This window comes from Helicobacter sp. 23-1048 (assembly GCF_053654545.1).
Map to the genome: position 1 here is coordinate 470,400 of NZ_JBSIUT010000001.1, position 17,774 is coordinate 488,173.

General features: G+C 41.5%; 12 protein-coding genes. 7 read left to right on the forward strand and 5 right to left on the reverse strand.

The features are described from left to right. The first annotated feature begins 72 nt into the window (after positions 1–72). From ACWIWK_RS02395 to ACWIWK_RS02420, 6 genes are read left to right on the forward strand one after another with little or no spacing between them, the layout of a single operon-like run. Entirely contained in the window at positions 73–1,563 is a 1,491-nt protein-coding gene (locus ACWIWK_RS02395; protein ID WP_454150496.1) for a TrkA C-terminal domain-containing protein, read from the forward strand. Next, positions 1,564–2,622, forward strand: a complete 1,059-nt coding sequence (gene aroB, locus ACWIWK_RS02400; protein WP_454150498.1) for a 3-dehydroquinate synthase — start codon at positions 1,564–1,566, stop codon at positions 2,620–2,622. Positions 2,623–2,644: 22 nt separating this feature from the next. Then, positions 2,645–4,372: a mechanosensitive ion channel family protein gene (locus tag ACWIWK_RS02405; RefSeq protein WP_454150500.1), complete on the forward strand. Its 1,728-nt coding sequence runs from the start codon at positions 2,645–2,647 to the stop codon at positions 4,370–4,372. Between the two features lie 46 nt (positions 4,373–4,418). After that, entirely contained in the window at positions 4,419–5,720 is a 1,302-nt protein-coding gene (locus tag ACWIWK_RS02410; protein ID WP_454150502.1) for a MiaB/RimO family radical SAM methylthiotransferase, read from the forward strand. Further along, the gene (locus ACWIWK_RS02415; RefSeq protein WP_454150504.1) at positions 5,683–7,422 is read left to right on the forward strand and encodes an AAA family ATPase; all 1,740 of its coding nucleotides are present in this window, start codon (positions 5,683–5,685) and stop codon (positions 7,420–7,422) included. Before ACWIWK_RS02410 ends, ACWIWK_RS02415 begins: the two co-directional genes overlap by 38 nt. Then, complete coding sequence (locus ACWIWK_RS02420) at positions 7,403–7,798, forward strand: hypothetical protein (protein ID WP_454150506.1); 396 nt, start codon at positions 7,403–7,405, stop codon at positions 7,796–7,798. The genes ACWIWK_RS02415 and ACWIWK_RS02420 overlap by 20 nt, the downstream gene beginning before the upstream one ends. Position 7,799: 1 nt before the next feature. Here ACWIWK_RS02420 and ACWIWK_RS02425 read toward each other — a convergent pair whose 3' ends face one another. From ACWIWK_RS02425 to ACWIWK_RS02435, 3 genes are all read right to left on the reverse strand, one after another. Beyond that, positions 7,800–8,378, reverse strand: a complete 579-nt coding sequence (locus ACWIWK_RS02425; protein ID WP_454150508.1) for a toxin-antitoxin system YwqK family antitoxin — start codon at positions 8,376–8,378, stop codon at positions 7,800–7,802. An 84-nt stretch (positions 8,379–8,462) separates the two neighbouring features. Beyond that, positions 8,463–10,949 (reverse strand): hypothetical protein, encoded by a 2,487-nt coding sequence (locus ACWIWK_RS02430; RefSeq protein ID WP_454150510.1) that lies wholly within the window; start codon positions 10,947–10,949, stop codon positions 8,463–8,465. A gap of 140 nt (positions 10,950–11,089) precedes the next feature. Beyond that, a complete protein-coding gene (locus ACWIWK_RS02435) occupies positions 11,090–12,298 on the reverse strand; it encodes a tetrahydrodipicolinate N-succinyltransferase N-terminal domain-containing protein (protein ID WP_454150512.1) in 1,209 nt (402 codons plus the stop codon). 208 nt (positions 12,299–12,506) lie between these two features. On the opposite strand from ACWIWK_RS02435, the gene ACWIWK_RS02440 reads away from it, so the two are divergent. Further along, the gene (locus ACWIWK_RS02440) at positions 12,507–13,007 is read left to right on the forward strand and encodes a flavodoxin (protein WP_454150513.1); all 501 of its coding nucleotides are present in this window, start codon (positions 12,507–12,509) and stop codon (positions 13,005–13,007) included. Between the two features lie 60 nt (positions 13,008–13,067). On the opposite strand, the gene ACWIWK_RS02445 is transcribed toward ACWIWK_RS02440, so the two are convergent. Both ACWIWK_RS02445 and ACWIWK_RS02450 read right to left on the reverse strand, forming a co-directional pair. Then, positions 13,068–16,190: an efflux RND transporter permease subunit gene (locus tag ACWIWK_RS02445; RefSeq protein ID WP_454150515.1), complete on the reverse strand. Its 3,123-nt coding sequence runs from the start codon at positions 16,188–16,190 to the stop codon at positions 13,068–13,070. 166 nt (positions 16,191–16,356) lie between these two features. Then, on the reverse strand, positions 16,357–17,772 hold the full coding sequence (locus tag ACWIWK_RS02450) for a methyl-accepting chemotaxis protein (RefSeq protein ID WP_454152009.1): 1,416 nt from the start codon (positions 17,770–17,772) through the stop codon (positions 16,357–16,359). Between the last annotated feature and the right edge of the window lie 2 nt (positions 17,773–17,774).

Genomic DNA, 17,774 nt, shown 5'->3' on the forward strand with positions numbered 1-17,774 from the left:
TGCATAATTTTGCTATAATCGCGCTTCTTAATAAACTTAAAGTTTGTAAATTTTTTCTCAAGGTAAAGTAATTTGAAAAAAACACTTATTCTAGCAGATGGCATTGTAGCAAAAATTTTCATTCAAAAGGTTGTGAGTCAGTATTTTGACAACAATCCTTATGTTATTATTGCCAAAGATTGCGCCACTTTGCCAAGTGAAATGCCAGATGTGATAGAATCTCATTTGCTTGATTATACTTCAAAGTTTCGTATAAGCGAGGTTTTTAGTAGCGATATTCAAGATATTTTTATTATCATTGAGAATCCCACAGAGCGATTTGTGCTTTATCGCATTATCCGCGAGATTAGCCCAAAGACGCGTATCGTGCTCTATAATAACCACGAATTTACCATACATACTAAAGACAACACAGAGAGCGCGACTCTCTTGCGAGAAGATTTGCGTTTAAATGGACAAAATGACGCAAATCTGGTGGTGATAGATTCTGAGAATTTGGTGGCAAACCGCCTTACGCAACGACTTGCTAATGTCCCTGTTATCCCAAGAGGCTTTGGATTAGAGCAAGGTGAGATTATGGAGGTCGCCGTGCCACCGGGTAGCATTTTTACTTATCGCTATATTGGTGCAATCGAGCAAAGAAAGTGGAAAATTGTGGGAATCTATCGCTTAGGTGAGCTTATTTTGTCTCGTAGAGACCTTGTAGTCTTGCCAAATGATGTGCTCTTAGTCGCTGGAGAAGCAAAAGTGCTCTCTGAGGTGTATCGTTTGGCAAAAAGTGATATTGGGCAGTTTCCCTCACCTTTTGGACGCGATATTTTTTTGTATATTGATATGGCGATTTCTAGTGAGAGTGAAGCATTTGTGTGCATTGAAGATGCGTTATTTCTCCATACACATCTTAAAAACAATCGCCTTGTTGTCCAAGTGTTAAATCCTACTAATCGTGCGTTTTTAGAGCGACTTAATGCTATCAATGGCGAGGGAAGTCCAAAAGTAGAGGTCAATATCATTTATAATACAAGCAGTCTAAGCGCGCAGATTCAAAAAGATTCTGCTAAGCGACTTGGGCTTATTGTGGTAAATAGCGATATTTTTTCTCTTGTAAAAAATAGAGAGGCACTCTATCAATGCGCATTGCCCGTGCTAAAAATAGGCGCAAAACGCTTAAGCAAGGTAAAAAAGAGTTTTCTTATCGTGGGAGAAGGCTTGCAAAAGAGCGAAAACATTGCTTCGGTGATGTTTGATATTTCTAAGCAACTTAATATCACTTCTCGATTCTATGATTTTGACCCAGATTCTGCCCATCAACACGATATTATCTCGCATATTGAAAGCGTGGCAAAAGTCTTTAATGCAAAGCCAGAAATTTTGTATTCCTCCACGCAAAATCCCATTGTATTGTTAGCACAAAGTGATGAAGTAGTGCTACAATTTCTCCCATTTGATGTGGGTATTACCAAAAGCACGAGATTTTCCTTTCTTTCGATGGATTCTTATCGACTTTCGCTTGGTTTGGAGCGAGACCCACAGATTTTTATCCCACTTGGTAAAGGATTATAAATGCGCACCATATCTATACGCACACCATCAGCCCAATACCCCGTGCAAATTGGGAAGAGTAATGATTTAGAACCAATTACACATAATGGCAAGGTGCTTATTGTTACAAACCCAAAAATTGCTGGGTTGTATTTGCCTGCGATTATGGAAAAGATTGAAGCAAAAGAAGTTTTTGTCTGCACTATCCCTGATGGCGAGGAATACAAAAATATGCAAAGTATCGAGGCAATCTTGCAGAGTGCCTTTACTCATCGCTTAGATAGAAAGTCGCTTTTCATCGCTTTAGGTGGTGGCGTGATAGGCGATATGGTGGGGTTTGCTAGTGGGATTTACCAGCGAGGCGTGGAGTTTATCCAAATCCCAACTACGCTTTTAGCGCAAGTGGATTCTAGTGTGGGCGGGAAAACAGGCGTAAATAACGCTTTTGGCAAGAATCTTATCGGAGTGTTTCATCAACCAAAAGCCGTGTTTATCAATACGGATTTTTTACAAACACTTCCAAGCAGGGAGTTTAGCGCAGGGTTAGCAGAGATTATCAAAATGGCGGTGTGCTTTGATAAAGATTTTTTTGCGTTTTTACAAGAGCAGTTGTGTAATCACTCTTTGCAGGAGTTTTGGAGCGATTATGAGAATCTTCAATACACCATTGCCAAAAGCGTTGAAATAAAAGCCAAAGTGGTGGAGCAAGATGAAAAAGAAAGTGGGATTCGCGCAGCACTTAATTACGGGCACACTTTTGGGCACGCTATTGAGAATCTCACTCATTACACAACCTATCTACACGGCGAGTGTGTGGCGATTGGAATGTGTTTAGCAAATGCTTTAGCGCGAAATCTTGGTTTATTAAGCGCAGATGAGGAAAAAAGTATCAAAAGTTTGCTACAATCGTGCAATTTACCAACACACTTTGATATTGCTCAAAAGGAAGCGTTTTATGAGCGGTTGTTTTTGGATAAAAAGAGCACACATCGTGCCATTACTTTTGTGTTGCCAAATCATATAGGTGGCGTGTGTATGCGCAATGATATAGATAAGCAAGCAGTGCTTAAGATTCTCTAATTTTACGATAAAAGGGCAGTCGGTGAAAAAAATAAAAATTGTTGTTTTGTCATTGTTTCTCGCGTTTGGTGGTGTGAGTGCTGAGGCTAATATCACCAAAAATGAGCCCCAACAGCCAAATCAAAACCAAGACAACAAACTTTTTATAAGCGAGCAAGATTTAGAAAAAACACTCAAACAAACTTCCCAAGCCCTAGAAGCAAAAAGCATTAACAACGCGTGGTTTAAACAATACTCCAACATTAAGACATACAATATGCTTGAGAGTGATATTGCTCAAATAGAGCGCAGTATCAAAGAAGCCAAAGAAAAAAGAGATGTTTCTAAGATTAACCAGCTCAAAGGCACGCTTACTACCATTCAAAAACAACGCGAGATTCTGCGAGTGTATGCGGATAATCCTTACGCACAACTTTTAGAGCCACCAGAAATTAAAGATGAGCCACATATCACAAATCCTATACTTATTGTGAGTGGATATTTGTTTATCAAAGAACTCAAAGAAAACCAGCACACCCTCACTCAAAGCGAGGAAAGTCTCCAAGAACTTCTTAATCTTGTTTTATTGGAGTTTGATACACTTTCTTCGCTAAAACTTATCACCAAAGATGTAAGCAAGCAAAGAGAATATGAAAATGCAAGCAATGAGATTGAGCAAATGATACAATCCTTGCAATCCGCACAAATGATTTTTAAGACTTCTAACACAGTGTATTTTAAGAATATCGAAGATGTTATTATGCGATTAAATAGCGAGATTAAAGCGCAATTTATTAAGATGATTTATATTGGCGTGAGCATCGCATTTATCTTTATTATTGCTTTTTTTGTGAAGGTCGCATTGCGTAAATATATCACAGATTCTAAACGCATTTATACTGCAAGCAAAATCATCAATTTTTTTAACCTAAGCCTTGTCGGGCTTATTTTCCTTTTTGCGTATTTGGAGAATGTAACTTATGCTGTGGCGATTGTGGGTTTTGCTTCGGCTGGTTTAGCCATTGCAATGAAAGATTTGTTTATGAGTTTGCTTGGGTGGTTTGTCATCGTGCTTGGCGGAAGCGTGCATGTGGGTGATAGGGTAAAAGTCATTAAAGATGGGGCAATATATGTGGGCGATGTGCTTGATATTTCGGCATTGCGTATTACTATTTATGAAGATGTAACACTCACTTCATATTTGCAAAATCGCAGAGCAGGGCGCATTATCTTTATCCCTAATAATTATATTTTTACCACCTTGCTTGCGAATTACACTCACGCTGGGATTAAGACGGTATGGGACGGGGTAGATTTTAGCATTACTTTTGATAGCAACCATAAAAAAGCTCTAAAAATTGCCACTGAGATTGCCAAAAAATACTCTAAAGGATACACCGAAGTAACCAAAAAACGAATGGAGCACATTAAAGATAGATTCTCATTGCGCAATATGAATCTAGAGGCGCGGGCATATTGTATGATAGAGCCAAATGGCATACGAATTTCACTCTGGTATCAGGCGAATGCGTATTCTACGCTTGGCATTAGAAGCGCGATTTCAACGGAAGTTATCGAGGCGATTTTGCAAGAAGATGACATTCATATCGCTTACCCAACGACTAAAGTCGTGCCCACAGGAAGCGATGGACGAGGAAACAAACCCTTTTATGAGCCACTTAATCTTAGTGAGGCAAAAAAGAAACGCAAAAGAGGCGCACCTGAGCCTATCGATGAAAGAAAAGATGATAGCTCGATTTATGGAGTATAGATTCCCATTTGCAAAACAAGCGAAACAACACACATATTGAGGATAAATGATGAAAGTATTTTTTAAAACCTTTGGCTGTCGAAGCAATCTCTTTGACACACAAGTAATGATAGCAAACCTCAAGGAATATGAATGCGTGCAAAGCGAGCAGGAGGCAGATATTATTGTGATAAATTCTTGCACCGTTACAAATGGTGCTGATGCGGGCGTGCAAGGCTATATTAACAAATTTAAAAACGGAGATAAAAAAATTTTTTTTACAGGTTGTGGTGTGCAATCAAAAGGGCAACCAAATTATGAGCGCAATTTGTTGCAAGGGGTATTTCCCCATAGTCTTAAGGAGCAAATTAACACGCTATTAAGCCAAAAGGAGCGGTTTTTCTACCCAGAGAGTGCTCCTAATCACATTGATTCTACCATTGTGGAATCATTTGTAGGCAAGCAAAGGGCGTTTATTAAGATTCAAGAGGGTTGTGATTTTGCGTGCAGTTATTGCATTATCCCCAGCGTGAGAGGCAAGGCGCGCAGCTTCCCTAAGCACGCAATCTTAGAGCAAGTTAGGCGACTTGTGGATTGCGGCGTGAGCGAGGTGATTTTAAGCGGGACAAATGTGGGGAGTTGGGGAAAAGACTTGCAAAAAGAGAATCTTGCTACTTTGTTGCGCGAAATTTTTGCTATTTCTGGGCTAAAGCGCGTGCGAATAGGAAGTTTAGAGCCTAGCCAAATAGATAGCGAGTTTTTAGACATAGCGATGCACGAGAAGTTAGAGCGACATTTGCATATTGCCCTGCAACACACAAGCAATACAATGCTTGAGATAATGAATCGTAAAAATCGCGTGCAAAGTGATTTAGCACTTTTTGCCCACTTGCAACAACAAGGCTTTTTTTTGGGCACGGACTTTATAGTCGCCCATCCGGGCGAGAGCAAGGCAATATGGGAGGAAGCATTGGCGAACTTTAAGACATTTAAACTTACGCATTTGCACCCTTTTATTTACTCGCCTCGCGTAAATACTCCCTCAAGTATGATGAAAAACACCACCAAAGGCGATGAAGCAAAGGAGCGATTGCATTTGCTTAAAAATTTGGTAGCACAAGAGAATCTAAAAGCACGACAAAAACTCGCACATTTGCAAACCCCGCTCAAAGTTTTGATAGAATCTAGTCGCAAAGACACACATTTTGATAGCCATTGTGCTAAGGGAGTGAGTTTCGTGGGCTTAGACCAATATTTTAACAAAGTTATTATTTCGTGCGATACACCTAAGGCTAGCTTGAAAGTCGGTGATTGGGTGGAAGTCAGAGAATATGAAGTCAGCAAAGAGGGCACTTATGCAAAAATCTAAGAATCTTATCGCTTTTATCATAACGCTGTGCGTGATTATACTCCTTATAGTGTTTTGGATTTTTCGAGATGATACGAAGTTGTTAAGTCCTTATGAGTTTGCTCAAATTATTGAGAGAACTCCGCCATACAAGCTGGTCGTGCAAGATGATATGATGTATTTTAGCGTGGAAAACCAAAACTACAAAGTCGCTAGGGATAGCATTGATTTGCACACGCTTAATCCAAGAATCGCTGTGAGTGTGAAGCCAAAAAGTGGAGGATTCTTAGATGAGGTTGGGCTTTTTGTGCTTATTTTTATTGGGCTTGCTGTGATAGTTAAGGCGATTTCAATGCTTTTTGCCCGTCCTCCAAAAGAGCCAATCAAAAGCGCGGACAATGGCATAAATGGGCTTGATATAAACGCAAATAATTTAAGTGGGACGATTGGGGGGAAAAATCAAAGTGTTTTAGATAATGATTTTTTACAGCCAAAAAATCAAAGTGTCGTTACTTTTAAAGATGTGGCTGGCATTAGTGAAGTCAAAGAGGAGCTTTTAGAAATCATTGATTATCTTAAAAATCCCAAAAAATACCAAGATTTGGGAATCTCTTTGCCAAAGGGCGTGCTTCTTATCGGTCCTCCCGGAGTTGGCAAGACAATGATTGCTAAGGCAGTGGCTGGAGAGGCAGGCGTGCCATTTTTATATCAAAGTGGCTCAAGTTTTGTGCAAATTTATGTGGGAATGGGCGCAAAGCGTGTGCGAGAGCTCTTTATGAGGGCAAAGGCAAAAAGCCCTAGCATTGTCTTTATCGATGAGATTGATGCAGTCGGTAAGGCGCGTGGAGGGAGCAGAAATGATGAGCGAGAAGCGACATTAAATCAGTTGCTTACAGAAATGGACGGCTTTGAAGATTCTAGTGGTGTGATAGTCATTGGCGCGACTAATAAAATTGATGTGCTTGATGAGGCACTTTTGCGTCCTGCACGCTTTGATAGGAGAATCTATGTGGATTTACCAGATGTAAGTGAGCGGGAAAAAATCCTTGAAGTGTATTTAAAAAACAAAAAATATGATTTTGATAAAAACGAAGTGGCGCGCTTGTGTGTGGGCTTTAGCGGAGCGGCTATTGCTGCATTGGTTAATGAAGCTGCGCTAAACGCACTAAGGCGTGGGAGTTTTGTTATCCAAAAAGAAGATATTTTAAACACCAAAGATAAGGTGCTCTCAGGCAAGAAAAAAGTGCTAAGCTTTAGCGAGGAGGAAAAAAATATCCTAGCTACTTATCAAAGCGCAAAAGCCCTAAGCGCGTATTGGTTGGATATTGATTTTGATAAAATTTCGCTCATTAGCGAGAGTTTTAAGCAAATTGATAAAGAGCTTGTAAGTAAGGCAGAAATGAGTAATAAGATTAAAATGTATCTTTCTGGAAGCGTGGCGGTGGAGATGATATATAATGAAAGCTTTAGCAACGCAAAAGAGGATTTAGATAAGGCAAAAGAAATCGCCTTCCAAATGTGTGAGCAATATGGAATGGGCAAACATATTATGCCAGAGAGTGGCGATGTGGTGGAGATTTTAGAAGATTCCAAAAAGCAAATGCAAGAGTTCTTTGCCAATGCTAAGCCATTACTTTCAAAACTTTCAAATATCTTGCTTGCAAATGAAAAACTCCACAAAGAGCAGATTAAAGATTTGCTTGATGAAAACTACTTCGCCTAACTTCACCATTAGCGATGAGAATCTCGCCTTTGAGCGCACCATTGCTTTTGTTGCTATGCGTTATGAGAACAACCCTTATGTGCGCATTGGCAGGGATTTTACTGTGTTTAGCGAGGCATTAGATTCTATCAACGCTAATAAGCGCATTATGAGGTGCATTGGGATTTTTTCACAAAAGACACTTAAAGTGTTTATGCAATCTTTAGCCAACAGGCAAAATGCGCTTGATACACTTCGATGCTTGCACGCAAAAAAAGTGGCATTAGAGCTGTTTTTGTGCGATTGTGAGAGTTTTTTGCCACCAGCTCTTTTGGGGTTGCAAGCATATTGCCAGCTTTTTTGTTTTAAATGTGGCGATACAACCACAGGTATTTAATTCAATTTCTTGCGAGAATCTCTCGCTCCTCTACTTGTTTTCCATTTTCATAGCGGATAGTTTTTTTGAGTTCGCCTAGTGGCGTGTAAAATTTAGAAGTGCCCACCAAAAGGTCATTTTGATATTGTTCCTCGCTTTTTATCGCGCCGTAGTAATAGTATTGTATAAGTTCTCCATTTGCCTTGCCGTGAGTGAAGTTAAGCTCTCCTCGCAGTTGCCCATTACTATAAAAATGCTTTGTAAGCCCGTGTTGCTTGCCATCTAAGAAGTGGATTTCCCACGCAAGCTCGCCATTGACATAATATATTCGCACCACTTCACCTATGCCTTTTGGAGCTTTTTGCACGATTTTTGGTAGAGGGGGGTTCATAGGGGCTGGTTTTTGCACTTTTATTGCTGGCTCTTGTGGTTTTGGCTTTTTGGGTTTTGGTTGTTCTTTTGGCTCTTGTGCTTGGGCATACGATTCATTTGATGGGACGAAGTTCCACGCAGGCGCAGCACTCATATCATATTGTGTTTGCAAGCACGCTACAAAGCTCAAAGTAAAGACAAGCACACCGCCAATACACAATCTAACCATAACTGAAGCCCTTTACTCAAAATGTGGCAATACTACCACAAATTTCGCAAAATATGCGACAATGCTATCAAAATCATCGCCTTTTTAAAACCATTTTACATATTTTACGCTTAGGCTATGGGATTGACCGCCATTATATGCAAGCCCATTATAACTCACGCCAAGCTCGCTTACTCTACTTATAGCGCGTGAAAAGCTTGCATCGACATTGGCATAAAAAAGAGGCAAGTAGATTCTCGCTTCATCGCTAAATATACCATTTTGGAATTTTAATGTGGGTTTGTTGTTTGGAGAATACCGCCCACCAACAAGAATTGAGTAACGATAAAACTGCCCTATGGCTTTGTAATATTTCATACTTGCGCTTAGTTGTGGTAAATGCACATTGTGCGTTGGATAGACCTCATTTGCTAGCGCGCCTTTTTCAATCTCAAAGCCAGCAACTCCCATCAAATCATAGCTTACTCCAAGCTCGGGGGCAATGTAACTCACAGAATCAAAGTAATACGCCATTCCCCCTCGCACTGCGCCACCGATATGGTAGGTAAAGGTGCTTGCATCATAAAGGTTTTTGTTTTCTTGGGCGTTGATTGTAAGATGCGTTAAAGTGCTACGAAGATTGGATTTGAGGTAGAATTGTTTGTTTTCATCTGATTTTAGTAGCTTAATGTGCGCCATTCCACCTTGCGCCACATTAGCACTCAAAGTCGCATCAGCAACGCTCAGTTGCGATGTTGTGGAATTATACTCATAGCCTAAATACACAACGCCAATACCCAAATGTCCAAAATCACGCTGAACTCCAGATATAGCTCCTCCCGCGTAGGTGTGAGATTTGGTGTTATTCACGCTAAGATTCCCATACAATCCATAAGGAATGGCAAATGTGCGCTTTTTTTGCCAATTTGAAGTGTCAATTTTTTGGGCTTGTGTATCTTTGTTTGTTTGCTCCTTGCTTTCTTGTCTTTTGATAGCTGTGCGGTAGAAGTGATGATAATTGATAGAATCTAAGATATTTTGGATAATCACAATTCGGCGTGTGTCGTTAAGTTGGATAGATTGCAGAGCACTCGCACCAAAGGAGTTTGACGCATTTGCACCCAAGCTAAAGCCATTTCTGCCGGGCACATCAAAAAGCTCTAAGCCTTGCGTTGGTGTCAAATGGCTAAAGTTTATACTGCCCGCGGGCGCATTTAATATGACTTTATCATAGCTATACACACCATCTTTTTTATTCACATTTGCCCCAAGTGAAACTTTAATAGCACCGGGCTGGATAATTAGATTCCCTACATTGGCATTCATATAGAGGTGTTCGTCATTCATACCCTGTGCGGCGAAAGTATGGCTATTCCATATATCATAGTTATTATGCAGGGTGATACTAAAGTCCTCAATGTTAAGATTAGTAATAGAGCCGTTGATATGAGCGTTTGTATTGGGGTTATACCCGATATTTTGGTAAAGTGTGAGATTGGTGATAGTTCCACCTGCATTGTTGAGACGCGACACATTTGTGCTTGCTGTGAGATTGGTGATAGTCCCACCAGAATTAGTAAGATTAGTGATAGAGATATTTTCTAGCGTTTGGACTACTCCACCGCTTATATTAAGGGTGGGAAGTCCTTGTTGCGGATTGCTTATGAGTGCGACATTCCCGCCACTCACATTTATAGTGTTTATAGTGTTATTGGTTATACGATTGACATTTCCACCGCTGATGGTAAAGGTTGTAATTGTGTTGTTGCTTACATTATTGAGCGTCCCGCTCTCGTTTCTTACTTCACTTATAGTGCTTGATGTAAGATTATCTAGCCTCCCTCTTTGTCGTATGTCAAACACATTGACGCCTGTAATGCTTGTGATAACACCACTTGGCGCGTTTTCGATATTAGCCACATTGCCTTTTGTAGAGGTGATATTTGCTATTGTGTTGATAGTCCCTTCGTTATAGATTCTATCTACGAGGTGATTTCCAGCCACTCCACTAACCCCGCTTATAACTCCTCCTGCGTAATTATTCAGCACACCTAAGTGCCCAAACCCATTTCTCCCTATGACAACTCCCTCGCCTAGTATTTGTCCGCTATTTAAGATTGTCCCAAGATACCCACTGACATTGATTCTCCCATAACCATTTCGGTTGATTATCCCTCCATTATCTACGCGGAGAGTTATAAGCTGTGAAGCTGTCCTACTTGTGCCAATGTATAAAGAATTGCCATCAGAGCATATAGGCGTAACACATTGAATAGAGCCACCACGCCTCACGGCGATTTCCTCTACGATATTATTCCTTGTGGTGCCCGCATAGATTCCCAACACAGAGATTTGATTGACTACTTCTACTCTAATTTTATCGCCCGTTTGAGTATAAGCAGAATCACGGATTTCCAAGCGTCTAAGAAAATTTGCCACCGCGCCATCATTTCGCCAAGTGCCACTTCCATCTCGAATTATTGTTGAATTATTCGTAAGCGTTTTGTTCCCAGCACCACCCTGCCATTGGTTATAGCTTGCAAACAAAAAGCAAGGGATACACAACAAAATGCCAAACCAGATAACGCGCATATTCTTTAATAAATCCTAAATTGTTTTAATTCTTTAAATGTAAAATTTAGGTATTATAGCTAAAAAACGGGGGGGGGGGGGGGTAAAAATTGGAAATTTTAGGTGCAATTTAAGCAAATAGGCTTTGTGTAGCCTATTTGTTAATGTAAGTCTTTGTTGAGTTCAATTTGACGATTTGAGCGAAATGCAATCATTCGCCCACTTTTAGAATCTTGGCGGAAGTGTAAGCCGTTTTTGCCACTTAGCTCACGCCCTTTGTAGAGCCCATTTGGATTGATACTAAAGTCCTCATTTATTTGTGCGATTTTCTCTGCCTCTGCTTTGTCGATTTCAAACACCGTGCCAGCAAGCACAGCAATCCCACCATCGACTATGCAGCCATCGCCTAGACTTATGCCTGTAGAGCTATTTACGCCAAGTAGGCAGTTTTTACCAATGCTAATGGGCGCACTATTTCCCCCGCTAAGCACGCCTAGTATGCTCGCGCCACCGCCTACATCGCTTCCCTCGCCCACGATGACACTAGAGCTGATTCTGCCTTCATTCATACACGCGCCAAGCGCACCTGCGTTGAAATTCACATAGCTAGCTCCGGGCATTTGCGTGTAGCCACCGCTTCCTAGATACGCACCAAAGCGCGTTTTAGCAGAATCTAGCAAGCGGATATTGTCATATTGTGGGACTACTTGCATAAGATAGCGCGGGAATTTATCCACAAAATCGATATGTGGGAACTTACCACGCATTTTAAGTGTGATTTCATTTTGGCGTAAATACGCTAATTCATAGGGCTTATTGCCACTCCAAGCGACATTGCTAAGAAGCCCAAAGATTCCATTAAGATTAAGCGAGCGCAGAGGAGCTTTGCCAAGTGAGAGGGCAAGGAGCTTCATATACGCACTCTCCACACTTGCGCACTCTTCATCGGCATACAGCACACAGAATCTGTATTTTGCTTCGCCATTTTTGGTGGTGAGTTTGTTTTTAACCAATGCCTTTTGGAGCTCCAAAAGCACTTGGATATTTTTATGTGTGCTTATATCGCTTAGAGCTTCGCTTAAAAATGGCACATAGAGCTCTAATGCCTTTTTGATAAAGGCTTCATTCACGCCATACACCGCTTCACTCTCATTTTGAGAAATGAGGCAATCCCCAACCTTAGCCGCGCTTAAAAGCACCGCAAAACTCCCTAGATTCTCGCCTTGCCAATTGAGCACAGGATAAGTGGCATTGAGCACTTTGCCCGCTTCTATCTTGCCAATATCTACCCGTGCGATGCCAAAGCCAAGTGGCGCACGATAGCTAGAATCTTTTTGAAATTTATCTACAAATACTTTAAAATCTTGCATAGTTTTCCTTTAATTAAAATTCTATATTGCGTTGGAGAATTGGGATTGTAACAAAAATTGCATAATCTTTGTGTGAATTTTGGTGTGATTATTGCAAATGTTAAAAAATTTTTATACAATCCCAAACATTAAGTAGAGCGTTTAAAGATTCTATCTTAAAATGACTTCTATCTTAAAATCATAATTTTACACTTCAAAGGAGTTAGTAATGAGTTCAGTTGGAATCTTTTATGGGAGCGATGGCGGAAATACACAAGGTGTAGCGGACAAAGTAGCAAAGGCACTAGGTGGCGATGTGAAGCTCTTTGATGTAGCAAAGGCGCAAAAAGAGGATTTGCTAGGACTTAGCAACCTTATCCTAGCGACACCAACTTATGGTGCTGGCGATTTGCAAGATGATTGGGATGGCTTTTTAGGACTTTTTGGCGATGATGACTTTGCGGGTAAAACAATCGCGCTTGTTGGCTTGGGCGACCAAGATACTTATAGCGACACTTTTTGCGATGGCGTTTTTCACATTTATGAAAAAGTAAGCAAAAAGGGCAAAATCATCGGGCAAACTTCAAAAGATGGCTATGACTTTGATGAGAGTCGAGCGGTAGTCGATGGCAAGTTTGTAGGGCTTGCGATTGATGAAGATAATCAAGGCGACCTCACTGATGAGCGCATACAAAATTGGGTGAATGCTATTAAAGGACAATTCGCCTAAATCCCCACAAATCCAATACAATTTAGAGAATCTCTTGCAAGAGATTCTCTAAATCCTCCCTTATTTCATTTTTTCTTTTATTTTTGCGTGCAAAAGTTCCCCAAAACGCGCTAAGTAGCTATAAAATAATGGCACGAAAAACACCGCGATAAATGTCGCTGCGAGCATTCCGCCGATTACTCCCGTGCCGATAGAATGCCGTGAGAGCGCGCCCGCGCCACTAGAGAGTGCCAAAGGCAACACGCCTAAGCTAAAGCATAGCGAAGTCATCACAATGGGGCGAAAGCGCAATTTTGTCGCGCTAATAGCAGAATCAATAATGCTTAATCCCTCTTTCTCGCGCAAATGCGTGGCAAATTCCACGATTAGTATCGCATTTTTAGCACTCAATGCAATCAAAACAAGCAAGCCTACTTGGAAATATATGTCATTATCTAGCCCGCGCAAAAATGTCGCCAAAATCGCGCCAAACACACCAAAAGGCACGGCACTTAGCACCGCTAGGGGCATTAGCCATTTTTCATACTGCGCGACAAGAATCAAAAACACAAATATAAGCCCAAAGATAAACGCCACACTGCCACTGCTAGAGCTCGCCCTCTCTTGGTAGCTTGAGCCCGCATAGGCTATGTCATATTCAGGTGGCAACACCTCACTTGCGACTTCTTCTAGGGCTTTCATCGCTTCCCCGCTAGAATACCCCATATTTAAAAACCCCTGAATCTGCGCTGCGGGGAAAAGATTAAATCGATTGATGATTTCAGCCCCCACGATGCGCTTAAAAGAGATAAGCGAGCTAAGCGGGATTAAATTATTATCGCGCGATTTTACATAGATTTTGCTTAAATCCTCTGGCGAAGTGCGGTAGCTAGAATCTGCTTGCATCATCACGCGAAAAGTCCTATCAAAGGCTTCAAAATTATTGACATAATAGCTCCCAAAAGTCATTTGCATTGTGGAAAACACATCGTTAATATTGACATTGAGCGCGCTTGTGGCTTCTCTATTGAGCTCTACTTCGTATTGAGGCGTATCCACCGCAAAGCTCGTAAAAATCCTGCTAAATTCTGCCCTCGCACTTGCTTTGGCGATGATTTCATCGACATATCGCTTGAGTTCTTGTGCTGAGCCTCCGCCCCTGCTTTGTATGTAGGCATTTACCCCGCTAGAATCAAGCCCGATAATCGTGGGGGCTTGCCCGATGATAAACCTCGCATTTGGGTAAGCATCAAGCTCTTTTTGCACATCGCGGATTATTGCTTTGTCGCTTTGTCCCTTTCCTTTGCGCTCACTCCAATCAATAAGCCTCTCAAATGCGATTCCGCCGTTGTTTTTAAAGCTCCCTGCCAAAAAGCTAAAGCCTGAAATCGTAGTTTGCTCGGCGATTAGTGGATTTTGCTGCATTGTGCGTATGAGGTGTTTTTGCGTTTCAATAGTGCGAGAGAGTGCGCTCCCCTCTGGCAAAAGCGTATGCACGGTTATGATTCCCATATCTTCGTTTGGCACAAGCGAAGTTGGCGTGTTTTTAAATAATCCAAATGTCGTTAGCACAATCACGCCAAAGAGACACAGCATTAGCAAGCCTCTTTTAAGCGCACGAGCAAGCGAAATCGAGAATGTAAAGGTAAGTTTTTCAAAAAAGAGATTAAAGATTCTAATAGGCTTAATGGGCTTAGTATGCCCGCCTTTAAGAAATAGCGCGCAAAGTGCGGGCGTGAGCGTGAGCGCGACAAAGCCTGAAATCACCACCGAAACGACAATGGTAATGGCAAATTGGCGATAAAATTCCCCGCTAAAGCCACTCATAAAGGTTACAGGCAAAAATACCGCGCTTAGCACAAGCACGATGGCAACTACGGGTCCTGTAATCTCGCGCATAGATTCTATGGTGGCTTCTTTCGCGCCTAAGTGCTTTTGGTGCATTATGCGCTCGACATTTTCGATGACGATAATCGCGTCATCGACTACGATTCCGATGGCTAAAATAAGCCCAAAAAGCGTTAAAAGATTTATGCTAAATCCAAAGGCATACAGCCCCGCAAAAGTGCCGATGATAGACACAGGGATAGCAATCACAGGGATAATAGTCGCCCTAATATTGCCCAAAAACACATAAATCACAAGCACTACAAGCACGATAGCTTCGATAAAAGTCTTTATCACTTCATTTATGCTTGCGGTGATAAATTCTGTGGGACGATATGGGTTTGAGTAGCTCATACCATCGGGGAATTTTTGGCTTAAGAGTGCCATTGTTGTATTGACATTGTCGGCTACTTCTAGCATATTTGCTCCGGGCTGAAGCGTGATACGAATCGGCACGCTAGGCGTAGCGTTATAATAATTATCCGTGAGATAATCTCGCGCTCCTAGCTCCACACGCGCCACATCGCGCAGTCGCAACGCCGAGCCATCAGAATTTGCACGGATAATGATTCTCTCAAACTCCTCTGGCGTGGATAAAAGCCCTTTGGTGATAATGCTATAAGTAAATTCTGCTTTTTTCACAGGCTCTTTGCCAAAATGTCCGGGCGCAAATTGCGCGTTTTGCTCTTGGACTTTGCTTAGCACCTCTAAGGGTGAAAGGTTGTATTGTTGGAGTTTATCTGGCTCTAGCCATATCCTCATCGCATAATCTTGCAAACTCCATAGCTCCACGCCTCCCACGCCTTGTATGCGCTTGAGCTCATCGATGACATTGAGCAAAGCATAGTTTGCGATAAAAAGCTGGTCGTGCACGGGATTGTTAGAGTAGAGATGATACATTCCAATAGGCGCGGTGGAGCGTCTCTCCACCGTTACGCCTAGTCGTTGCACTTCGCTAGGGAGCTGTGATAAAACGGCTTGCACGCGGTTATTGACATTTACAAGTGCTATGTCTGGGTTTGCGTCATTGCTAAAATATACGCTTATGCTAAGCTGTCCTGCCGAACTAGAGCTAGAACTCATATAAATCATATCTTCCACGCCATTTACGCTACTCTCAATGATACTCGCTACGCTGGTGGAGAGCGTTTTGGCACTAGCACCGGGATAATTTGCATTGATAGTGATTTGGGTGGGGACGACTTTTGGGTATTGCTCTATGGGGAGTGAGCGCATACAAAGCAACCCTGCGATGATGATAATGATAGCCCCCACGGTAGAGAACGCGGGGCGGTTTATGAAAAATTTGGAAAACATTTGTGTGGATTCTCCTTGCTTGGTTTTAAAATTTAAATAGATTTACGCTGTGTCTTGGTGCTTAACGCAAAATTTGCAACACACAAAATCTAACAATACAATTATAAAACCTGATAGCAACTCTAAGTCAAGGGGGAGAAGTGAAATTTATATGATAATCTTTGGGTTAGAATTTCTTTTTGCGCACATCGTTGAGAATCTCCGCAGCAATTCCATCAATGGCGTTGCTGACATTTTGTGAGTTATTAGCAATTTGGACATTTTTTAGCGTAATTGCTTCTAATTGCCCGATAGATTCGTTGATTTGTGTGATTCCTGCTGCCTCCTCCTTGATAGATTCAGAGACATCATTGATACTTTGCACGAGCAAATTGACATTTGCTTCGATTTCGCTCAATGATTTGGCGGTTTTTTCTGCGAGTTTTCGCACTTCATCAGCCACTACGGCAAATCCTCGCCCGTGCTCGCCCGCTCGTGCAGCTTCAATCGCGGCATTAAGTGCGAGCAAGTTTGTCTGGTCGGCAATGTCTCTAATCATTCCTATAATGTTTTTAATGTCCTCTGCTTGGCTTGTAACCTGATTTGTTCTATCGGTTACATTTTGCATAGAAGCCGTAATTTGCTCAATGGCACTTGCAGATTTTTGAATACTTGCTGATTGCGAGTTTGTGCCTTCTGTGAGGTTGTTAATCGCATCTTTTAGTTCTTTGCTCTTAGATTCTAAGGCATTTGCAGAATCTAGCGAGGCTTGAAGCATTTTTCTAATTTCAGCACCTAGCGTATTTGTTACACTCTCTACGCGTCCTTTTGCATCCTCTAGTTGCGCTGTAAAATCAAGGCTAGTATAAGAGTCAAAGACACTTTCAATGGTGTTGGTGTTTTTGCCAATTTTTGATTGCAAAATTTCTAGCATAGTGTTAAGCACATCTTTGAGCTCTGCAAGTTTTGGGTGTGCTGGGGTGGCTTGAATGCGTGCGGTAAAATTCCCATTTTCTACTTCTTTTGCAGTTTGTGCAGCTTGGCTAATCGCTAGGCTATCTTGCTCTAAAGATTGCTTTGTCTTTTTGATATTATCATTGATAGCCATAGCAATCGTGCCAAATTCATCTTTAGAGGTAATATTAAGCATTTGGGTTTGTGTTTTTTCGTGGTTGAGGTAGGCAAAAAATGCCAAAATTGCATTTGAAATGTGATTGAGGGGCGAGAGCAAATAATTGATAACAAGATAAAGGATAAATCCAGCGACAACAGCAAAGCCAAGTCCGAGTAAAAACTGCAAGATTCCTAATTGTGTAATGGGGTCGTGAGTGTTTGCGAGAGGATTCATACTACAAAGTGTGTAGAGCGCAAATTGCGTATCTTTGGAGGTCTTGCATTGTGCAAGTTGCACCACTCCGTTATGCTCGATAGTAAAATCCTCAAAATCCGCAGTAGAATCTGAAATCTTGCGAATTTGTTGAAAAAACGGGTCTTCTTTAAAAATCAACTCGTGGTTACTTGCCGCAAATGGGATATTATTTTCACCCATAATGAAAATATCAGCATTATTTTTGGCTGCAAAATCATCAAAGTGCTCTTGCATCG